General features: G+C 35.3%; 6 protein-coding genes. 1 reads left to right on the top strand and 5 read right to left on the bottom strand.

Annotated elements, in window-relative coordinates; all coding sequences use genetic code 11:
* Positions 1-176: 176 nt before the first annotated feature.
* The 5 genes from HLX49_RS11220 to HLX49_RS11200 form a co-directional block, all read right to left on the bottom strand.
* The gene (locus tag HLX49_RS11220) at positions 177-1,346 is read right to left on the bottom strand and encodes an MFS transporter (RefSeq protein ID WP_101933197.1); all 1,170 of its coding nucleotides are present in this window, start codon (positions 1,344-1,346) and stop codon (positions 177-179) included.
* A gap of 308 nt (positions 1,347-1,654) precedes the next feature.
* Positions 1,655-2,986 carry a 6-phospho-alpha-glucosidase gene (locus tag HLX49_RS11215; RefSeq protein ID WP_296361941.1) on the bottom strand — a complete coding sequence of 444 codons (1,332 nt, stop codon included), beginning with the start codon at positions 2,984-2,986 and terminating at the stop codon, positions 1,655-1,657.
* Positions 2,987-4,015: 1,029 nt separating this feature from the next.
* A complete protein-coding gene (locus tag HLX49_RS11210) occupies positions 4,016-5,344 on the bottom strand; it encodes an aromatic amino acid transport family protein (protein WP_077701835.1) in 1,329 nt (442 codons plus the stop codon).
* A gap of 95 nt (positions 5,345-5,439) precedes the next feature.
* Positions 5,440-6,321: an L-serine ammonia-lyase, iron-sulfur-dependent, subunit alpha gene (gene sdaAA / locus HLX49_RS11205; protein WP_077701836.1), complete on the bottom strand. Its 882-nt coding sequence runs from the start codon at positions 6,319-6,321 to the stop codon at positions 5,440-5,442.
* 22 nt (positions 6,322-6,343) lie between these two features.
* The gene (locus HLX49_RS11200; protein WP_077701837.1) at positions 6,344-7,036 is read right to left on the bottom strand and encodes a serine dehydratase beta chain; all 693 of its coding nucleotides are present in this window, start codon (positions 7,034-7,036) and stop codon (positions 6,344-6,346) included.
* A gap of 1,001 nt (positions 7,037-8,037) precedes the next feature.
* On the opposite strand from HLX49_RS11200, the gene HLX49_RS11195 reads away from it, so the two are divergent.
* Entirely contained in the window at positions 8,038-8,712 is a 675-nt protein-coding gene (locus HLX49_RS11195) for a helix-turn-helix transcriptional regulator (protein WP_077701839.1), read from the top strand.
* The last annotated feature ends 281 nt before the right edge of the window (positions 8,713-8,993 follow it).

Genomic DNA, 8,993 nt, shown 5'->3' with positions numbered 1-8,993 from the left:
GGAGTTTGCGTCCGACTTCCTTCAGCCACTACCTCGCGATAGCCACCTTGTCTTTCGCTAACAGTTCCTACTGCCAAGCCTGTAGTGGACTTTCACCACCAAGTTTTCGTCCATGCAGGGCGCACCTTAAAAAAGCGTGTGTGCTTTTTTTCAAGCACACACGCTTTTTACTGCTCTTATTTATATATTGCTTTATGTTTTCTTGCGACTGCAGTCTTGGACATTGAAATCAATATTGTAATGATAGAAAAGCTAATCAGCACTCCACCTGCAAAGGCATTTTGTTCCACGTGAGCTTGTTCAATGACAATACTGCCGATAAAAGAACCAAACGCAATTCCAAAATGCAAGGCAGAATTATTTAAGCTCTGCTGAATATCTGCTGTTGCAGGAGCCGATTCAATTAAATAACTTTGCAATGCTGGGGTAATCGCCCAGCTCATCATCCCCCATATAACCATTACGATAATGAATAGTGGCCATACAGAAGTTGTAAATGGAAGAATAAATATAGATGCAGCAAAAAGAATTAATGTTGTAAGCATGGTTCGCTTTGTACCAAAACGGTCGGATATCGTTCCACCTATGCCTCCACCACTTACTGCTGCAATGCCAAACACAAAATAAATCACACTAAGCCAACTGCCGCTTATCCCCATCGTTTCTTTTACAAATGGAGTGAAATAAGCATAGAGTATTGTATGTCCAGCCATAAATAAAAAAGTAGTCGAGTGCGCTAAAAATATTTTACTTTCTTTTAATGAGTTAATTTGTTCTTTTATTGGTACTTGCGGTTTAGGCTGTACTTTGTCCATTAAGAAATAAACACCGACCATGGACAACAACGTTAATAAGACAATTAATAAAAATGGAGCACGCCAGCCAAATGTATTACCAAGTACCAACCCGATTGGTACACCTAGAACGATCGAACCGCTAATTCCCATTGATACAAATCCAATTGCACGTCCACGGTGCTTCTCGCTACCAATGTTAGCAGCGATCGTTAAACAGAGAATAATTAATAGCGATCCACTTGCTGCTGAAAGCATTCGACCGACAAATAACATGCTATATACAGGGCTAAGCGCAACAACTAAATTACTTAAAGAAAAAAGCAGTAAGAAAAATAGCATGAGTCGCTTTCGCTCAAATTTGGCAGTGACAATCATTAGAAGTGGTGCTGTAATGGCAAACACAAGTGAAAATATCGTAATTAGCAGCCCCGCTTTACCAAGACTGACATTCAAATCCGATGCCACTAAATCTAATATGCCCCCGATGATTAATTCTACCATTCCAACTACAAATGATACGATAGTGAGTAAATATACACGTTTATCCATAAGATGACGCCTTTCTAAGGAATTGAAAAGAAAATATTTTGTAAGCAAAACTTAGCTTATCGCCAAATCTTTATGGCGGAAGCTGTAATTTTTCTTATACTATAAACCATAGGAAATCAAGTTTTCCTATAGTACAAGTATAAACGCGCTGTCATCCCCCGTTTTAAGCAAAAACTGGAAGGACGAAGCGCGACCTATGTTTTACAAAAGTAAAATTATTTTCTTGTTGTAAATGAAAGTTCTCTTTCATCTATCCTATAATATTATAACAGATAGCTAGCTAAATTCTACCATTATAGCAATCGTTCTTAATAAAGTTCAGGCCAATATTGCTTATTTGCTTCCATTAAATCATCAAGCAATTGCTTCGCTACCGTTGCACTTGGAACGGTTTGCGATAATGTTAAAGCTTGCCATAACTTTTGGTACGACTGCTCAATCCATGCTTCTACTACTAACTTTTCAACAGCTACCTGTTGCTCCATAAGTCCTTTTTGGAAGGTAGGAATTTCGCCCATTGCTAACGGCTCATAGCCATCTTTGCCAACAATACAAGGTATTTCCACCATAGCATCATCAGGGAAATTTTTAATAGCGCCTTTATTTTCAACAATAATTAACATACGTTCTTGCGTATTAAATGCTAACGCCGTTGCTAAATCAACAATAAACTCAGCATGTATGCCAATTTCAAGACTCGTGCCTTTGGAATGGCCATTTTTTTCAATTTCCGCACAAGCTGAGAACACTTCCGTCTCTCTGCCGTCGATTACTTCATTTGCTCTTGTATAGTTTGGATCTGTATGTTCTACTACATAATCTGGGTAGAGATAATATTTTAAATACGTATTTGGAATGGTCGTAGGTTCGACAGCAACTAAATGCTTCGCAAATAGATTCGTCTCAAACCAACTATCTTTATTTTCCGTTGCCATTCCTTCTTCCCCATTGATAAAGCCATATTGCTTCATATGCTCAATTAACGCTGGAAGTAATTCTTTTCCAGTTTGATCTTTGATAGATGTATACCATCCGAAATGATTAAGACCGTAATAGCGAATGTCTAAATCCTTACGAGAAGAAACACCAACAATATCAGCAATGCCATGTTCCATTCCGATTGGCATATCACAAATATTAATGACCCGTGAATTTGGTCGTAGTCTCCTAGTCGCCTCTGCCACAATAGAAGCTGGGTTCGAATAGTTTAACATCCAGCAATGCGGAGAATATTTTTCCATATAATCAATGTTTTCAATTACCCCACCAATAGAACGCATGCCATATGCTATTCCACCTGGTCCGCATGTTTCCTGTCCTACACAACCGTATTTTAATGGTATTTTCTCATCCAATTCACGCATAGGTAATTGACCTACACGTATGTGCGCTAAACAAAAATCTACATCGGTATACGCTTCTTCAGGATCTGTTGTCGCCACATATTCAATCGTTGGGTCTTTTTCTTTAATTAAAATCTCGCATGCTTTAGCAACCTTATTTTGCCTTGCTTCATCATTATCATACAGCTTAATTTTTCGTAAAGGAAGGCGATCTAGGTTGTCCAACAGCATTAAAATAATTTCTGGAGTATACGTACTCCCTCCACCTGCAATAACGACAGATAATTTGTTTTTCATGCAACGTCCCCACTTTCATAAAGTATCTCGCATAAGCTTATGTACTTTAGATGAAAAGGAAGTTCCGTTCACTCATGTATTGTCCTAGACTTAAAGTACCGGTGCTTGGTTGCACCTTTAGCATATCAATAACGTAACACCCACTCAATTAAACTTTTTCCGCTTAATTAGGAAACAAACTAGCTGTACTAATCTTCCACAGATATCAAGTAAACAAGAGCCAAAACCTCAATGAATGAATGCCCATTTTCCTATGTCTCTATTTTAATGGAGAAAATACAATCCAAAGCACTACCTATAGCATGCATCGTATTTTGACAAAGCAAAACTTTGATCAATAATGATCAAAGAGTAACCTCATCCAGTGCAACTGCACTTAACTTATTCATCACATCTATAAAATTTACTAGTTAAGCGTTTCCGTCATTTTCACATGGACAAACAATCTTTCTCAACTTTAGACAATCTTATCACTACTTACATTACAAGAGGTGAAAACATGGAAATTGTAAAACTATTATTAAGTGATAAAGCTAGTCATCCCGAATAAGCATTTTAATTTATTGGTGAGCTTACTTATTCTTTAGATGGCACATCCTTTCTGATAAAGAACTCAATGGATAGTGATACGGTTGTGTTTGTTCCTACGCACATTGTATCCGTTAATGAATAAAACTACATGAAATATAAAAATAAAGAGTTATTACGTTTTGGATACTTGAAGTACCAACTTCACTATTATCACACCCCTAAAAGGGAACTATCGCACCGGAGTAGAATTGCACGTTCGGAAAATCTGTAATTGAACAATTTTCTTCCGTTTCCAATTTAATATTTAATGAATGACACTCCTTGATAACCATAAACCTGTAGTGGACGTTCATCTCCAAGTTATTCCCATGTCAAGCGACAGTAAAAAAACCTTATTCAATTCAGAATAAGGTCAAGAAGTTTGGGCTTACTTTTTTCAAACCATTTGGGACAGATAACCTGTCCCTCCCGACTATCTAATAAAAAAGTCTAATAGATTTAGAAGAATGCTTTAATACTTGATAGAACTACTAGTAGGCCCACAATAATGACAAATGCGTTGCTAATATAATTTTTTCTATATTTAGCTAGTGCAGGCACTTTATAGATTGCATACATTGGTAATAAGAATAAGATTAGCGCAATTAGTGGTGCATTAATCATATCGATGAGATCAAGAATACTTGGGTTTGCATAAGCAACTACCCAACATGTCACGATCATAAATCCAATGATGATGTTCTTCACTGTTTTGCTATTTATATTTTTTCCGCGGGATTTAGCAGCTTGCACAATAATGTCTTCCAATCCTTCATATGCACCAACATAATGGCCAAGGAAAGATTTTGTAATGGCAATAAAAGCAATAACAGGAGCTGCATATGCGAATAGTGGCATACTATACTTATTAGCAAGATAAGAAAGAATTGGTAAGTTTTGTTCTTTAGCAAGTGCAAGTTCACCAGAAGTCACACTTAAGACAGTACTGATTACAAAGAAAAATACAACTGAAATTGTCATGATATAACATACCTTTTGAATTTGGGCACATTTGCGGTCTACATTTTCTATTCCATAGCTTTCCCGTTGTTTAATAACAAAAGTAGATATCATAGGAGAATGGTTAAACGAAAATACGATGATTGGTAGGATAAACCAAGCCATTCCTAAAATATCTGTAAAACCTACCCCTCCATTTACAGATGCAAAATTACCAGCTAAACTTAAATTTGATAAATCCCATTGCGGAATCAAATATAGAGATAGAAACACCAAAGTTGCTATAAATGGATATACAATCCAACTCATTACTTTTACTGTAACATCATGACCAAAATTTACGATAAATATTAGCCCGAGAACCAAAACAAGTGATAGTATAATTCTAGGTGGCGCTTGCATGTTCAATTGATTCTCCATGAAACTGCCTGCAGTATTGGTTAATGAGACTGCATACATAAGTAATATTGCATAAATCGAAAAGAAGTAGATGATATCAAAAACTGTACTGGCCCTTTTTCCGAAATACTCCCTTACTGTAGCTGTAATTCCCTCTTCAGCAGATTCGGAAGAGTAGATCATTTTAGCCATCGCCCGATGTGAAAAGTACATGACAGGGAATGCAAGTATCATAATTAAAAGTAAAGATAATAACCCCCCTGCCCCAGCATTAATTGGTAAAAAGAGTACACCCGCCCCAATTGCTGTCCCAAAAAGACTCATTGCCCAAGTGGTATCTTGCATATGCCATTTATTAGGGTCTTTATATTGTTTAACATCTTCTGTAGTTTTTTCAACTTCATGTACTTTAGCCACAGTTTGACTCATTTTAATTTCCTCCTTGTGAGGTATAGATTTTAAATATTGTTTACAATTTCACAATGTGTTAGAAAAAATATGTTTTATTTTAATATGGTTAAATATTATTGTTCTTTTCCAAGAATTTTATTTCTAATAGCAATTCCTGTCGGTGTGTCTGCAATTCCACCTAAGCCAGTTTCCCTTAATTCCCGAGGCATCTGTCTACCTACTTTATACATTGCTTCAACTGCTTCATCAGCATTTATTAGATTCTCTACACCAGCTAATGCTAAATCTGCTGCCACTAATGCATTAGCCGTTCCAACGGCATTCCTTTTTACACAAGGAATCTCTACCAAACCTCCGACTGGATCACAAACTAAACCAAGTAAATTTTGTAGAGCGGTTGAGAAGGCATGCGCTGATTGCTCTGGTGTTCCTCCTGCAGCTTCTACTGCCGCTGCAGCCGCCATTGCGGAGGCACTACCTACTTCAGCTTGACACCCTCCTAAAGCTCCTGCAATGCACGCATTATTTGCTACAATCATGCCAAATAAAGATGAAGTAAACAGAAAATGAATTTGTTCTTCACGACTTAGCTGTAATGTTTCTTTAATAGTAAATAGCACACCCGGTGTGGTTCCACTTGCCCCAGCTGTTGGCGTAGCGCAAATAACCCCCATAGCCGCATTCACTTCATTTGTACCTATAGCATTCTGGACACCGTTCATCATTATATCACCGGAAAGCGTTTTCCTGTCCTCGCGATATTTTTTTATTTTTACCGCTTCTCCTCCAGTTAACCCTGTCAGCGAAAACACGCCATCGTCTTCAATGCTTTTATTCACAGCATTTTCCATCGTTTTTAAGTTTTTTTCCATCTTTCCCCAAGTATCATCAAAAGTAGATCTCATTACTTCCATTTCCTGCTCTATTGCTAATGTATAAATGGGTACTTGTCTTTCATTTGCAGCATCTACTATTTCTTTAATGGACATATACATACCTGTTTCACCCCTAGTATAATTAAAGTATAATGATATTAGCTATCTCACTAAGTTTTTCTAATTCTTTCCGAGCATCACTACTTAATTGTGAATCCAAATCGAATTGGTATAAGTATTTTCCATCTTTCTCCAAACTGGTGGAGTTATTAATGTCCACGTCGTGTTTTTTGAATATTCTGTGTATTTCAAGTTCCAGATTATTCCGTCCCGAAATTGCTATCATTATCGGTAATGAACCTTGAGGGTGTAAGCTAAATCCATCGATTTCAATATGTTTCACTTTAATTAATCCACCACCGACTGAAATCCCCATTGTTCGAATATATCGGCTATCGTCCTCGAGGTAAATATCAGCAGTATTGGGATGCCCAGCAGGACTATCCCCTGATTTTTCTAAAAAGGTAATATCAATACCTTTAGATTCTGCTATTTTAATAGCATCTAGTACCCTACTATCATCAGCCTCAAAACCCAATATACCAGAAATTATGGCTAAATCTGTTCCGTGTCCTTTATGCGTTTCTGCAAATGATTCATAATATTCTACTACCACTTTTTTTGGAAGATCTTTAAATAATTTATTTGCAATCAATCCCATTGCTAAAGCGCCTGCCGTATGTGAACTTGAAGGTCCGATCATAACTGGACCAATCACATCAAAACAACTTTTGTAACTGACATTCTTTTTTTCTCTCATTGTTACTACGCTCATGGCTAATCCTCCCTTGAATTTAATTAATTTACTAGAATAATCTTGAAATAACATTTATTAAAAATAAAAACGTATTTAAATTCGGCTAAATTTTACATGAAAGTGCTTCTAATGTGGTCAAAGTGAACGGGGTACCAAATATTTCAAATTACTTACTGAACTGGAGTTATATCACTTGTTCGACTAGAAATGATTTGTAAAGGCAACAATAAAAGCAGACAAATAATAAATTTTAGTAATTAGATTTCTTTATTACGGTTAGAAAGAACGATATAAAACAAAACCGCTTTCAAAATACGTCAAATTATCGATAAGAATACCTTTTTTAGTTTGTTATTTCTATTTTTAAGTTCACCTCCTAATATTATTTTGGAAAGATCCAAGAACAAGATTTCATATGTTTCTAAGAAGAATAGTACAATACCTTATACTAATAAAAATTTACTAGAATAATAATTTATTATCACAAATTAAGAATATCACATACAAAATAAAGCGTCAATATAATAATAATAAATTTTTATAATAAAAATTTATTATTATTATATTGGATTGTCTTTAAAATCTGTTATAATTATCTGTATAAAAAAAGCGTTCCATTCAACATCTTTTCTTCTCTTTGGAAAGGTATTCCTATTTATTGATCGTATAATAGCTACTTTTTTAAATAAAAGAATGATTATTTTCCTCTTCCATAGCAGTTGAAATCTAACCAGTTCCATCTTATCCAGCATTACAAAAACTTGTTTGGCCTGGCATATTTTTTTGAATAGTTTAGAAAGATGTTTTAGCCGATTGTGATAACATTAAAATATTGAATAAAGATGAATGGGATAAATGAAAAATGCATTTATAAAAAGAACGAACAACCCTTTTTGAACTCTTTTTATCATCAGTAGTTGTGATACATTTATGATGGTAAACAATTCGCTTAAATTTATCTTAAAAATTCATAACCAATCTATTCAAAAGAAGGAGTTATAAAAAGGAGGAGTACCGATTTGGATGATCAACTTTTTCGACACTATAAAAATATAATGAATTATTTTGGTGAAATTTGTGGATCTAATTATGAATTCGTATTACATGTTTTAGATCCTGATGGAGGTTCTCACATTGGTCACATCATCCATGGTGAATTAAGTGGAAGGTCATTAAATAGCCCCTTAACGAACTATGCAAAAAAGTTAATTGAGGAAAAAGTATATTTAAAGAAAGATTTTATTGTAAATTATGTTGGAGAAGGGCCGAAAGGTAAAAAATTTCGTTCGTCAACCATGTTTATAAAAGACCATAAAGGTCAATTACAAGGTCTTTTATGTATAAACTTTGATGCGGATGCTTATCGGAAAGTCGCAAAGAATTTATTAAATTTAGCTAACCTAAGCTGGGATATAGCGTATATAGACAAACAAACAGAACAGGAACAATCCGTTGAAAAACTGACCGAAAATATTCACAACATTATTTATACACAAGTAGACAAAGATATATTAGAATCGGGTGCCCAATTATCACCTGAACAAAAAAAACTCGTTATTTCCAAATTAAAGGAACATGGTGTATTTGATATTAAAGGTACTGTAATGGACGTTGCTAAAATAATGGGAATGTCTGAATCAAGTGTTTACCGTTATCTGCGAATCGTATCGCTTAACGAAAATAACAATAATTGAAATACTGGGTTACTAAAATGCAGATATGCACAGCGATCATATCCAGAAAACAAATGGAATAGATGAGATTGTCTAAAGGTTGGCTTCCGTGGTACGATTGGAAGCCAGGTTTAAAAGTTACTATGTTAATTACAGAGAAAGCTCCTTACTATAATTTTTAAGTAGGGATAAAGAATCCTTCACATGAATCATGTTCGTTACTAAGATACTTGACACGAATAAAATAGCCCTTTTATGAAGCACTAGGCCATAAGCCATAAACAAAGGTGCAGGCGCCCGTT

It is taken from the genome of Virgibacillus sp., from assembly GCF_013393565.1.
In the GTDB taxonomy this organism is placed as follows: Bacteria; Bacillota; Bacilli; order Bacillales; family Amphibacillaceae; genus Virgibacillus; species Virgibacillus dokdonensis.
The sequence above is the reverse complement of the archived record's forward strand: the minus strand, read 5'-3'. Positions and strand labels throughout refer to the sequence as shown.